Annotated in this window: 2 protein-coding genes; both read left to right on the top strand. The window is 64.2% G+C overall.

The genetic code is table 11. The features are described 5' to 3' along the window. On the top strand, window positions 1-207 hold a 207-nt coding region (locus tag AC5Y2L_RS28540), incomplete at its 5' end, for a helix-turn-helix domain-containing protein (RefSeq protein ID WP_499940088.1). Between the two features lie 4 nt (window positions 208-211). Further along, window positions 212-1,084 (top strand): IS630 family transposase, encoded by an 873-nt coding sequence (locus AC5Y2L_RS28535; RefSeq protein WP_499940090.1) that lies wholly within the window; start codon window positions 212-214, stop codon window positions 1,082-1,084. Window positions 1,085-1,131 lie beyond the last annotated feature (47 nt).

The following is a 1,131-nucleotide window of genomic DNA, read 5'->3' as shown; positions in this document are numbered from 1 at the left end:
CGCAGATATACGTCACCGTATTCAGAGGTCGTGCGAGCCAAGATCGTCCTCTATGCCGCCGAGGGACTGGGCAACGACGAGATCGCCGCCCGCCTAGACACTCCCCGCCAAGTGGTCTCCAAGTGGCGCAAACGCTTTCACGAGCACCGCCTGCCCGGACTGGCCGATCAACCCCGGGGCGGACGACCCCCGAGTTTTTCCCCCTGACGTCGTGGTCGCGGTCAAAGCGCTGGCCTGCGAATTGCCCACCACCGCCGGTGTCCCGTTGGCCCGCTGGCACTGCCCGGATTTGGCCCGCACCGCCGTCGAGCAAGGCATCGTCGCCGCCATCTCGGGCACCACGATCTGGCGCTGGCTGTCCGCGGATGCGATCAAGCCCTGGCAGCACCGGTCCTGGATCTTCCCCCGCGACCCTGACTTCGCCACCAAGGCCGCGCGCGTGCTCGACCTGTACGCACGCCGCTTCGATCAGACCACGCTGGCCGCCGACGAGTACGTGATCAGCGCCGACGAGAAGACCTCCATCCAGGCCCGCATCCGAAAACACCCCACCACCGCAGCCGCATCGGGTCGGCCAACCCGTGTCGAACACGAATACGCCCGCGGCGGCGCCCTGGCCTACCTGGCCGCCTGGGATGTGCACCACGCCAGAGTGTTCGGCCGTTGCGAGCCCACCACCGGCAACGACCCCTTCGACCGGCTCGTCGCCCAGGTCATGGAAAGCCCACCGTATGCCACCGCGCGCCGGGTGTTCTGGATCGTCGACAACGGTTCCTCCCACCGTGGCCAACCATCCATTGACCGGTTGCAGTCGCGCTGGCCCACCCTGCAACTCATCCACCTGCCCAAACACGCCTCCTGGCTCAACCAAGTCGAGATCTACTTCTCCGTCATACAGCGAAAGGTGCTTGCACCCAACGACTTCCACAACCTCGATGAACTCCAGACCAGACTGCTGGAATTCCAGCACTACTACCAGCAGATCGCCACACCATTCGAGTGGAAGTTCACCAAGGCCGACCTCCACGACCTACTCGACCGAATCATCATCCACAAGAACGCCCAGCTCACACCAGCCGCCTAATCAGCGCCGACAAATACGTCACCGAAATTCCGACCCAGACCACTAAG

The organism is Mycobacterium sp. NGS66, assembly GCF_059812225.1.
Note: the sequence above shows the minus strand (reverse complement) of the source record. Positions and strands in the feature narration are given on the sequence as shown.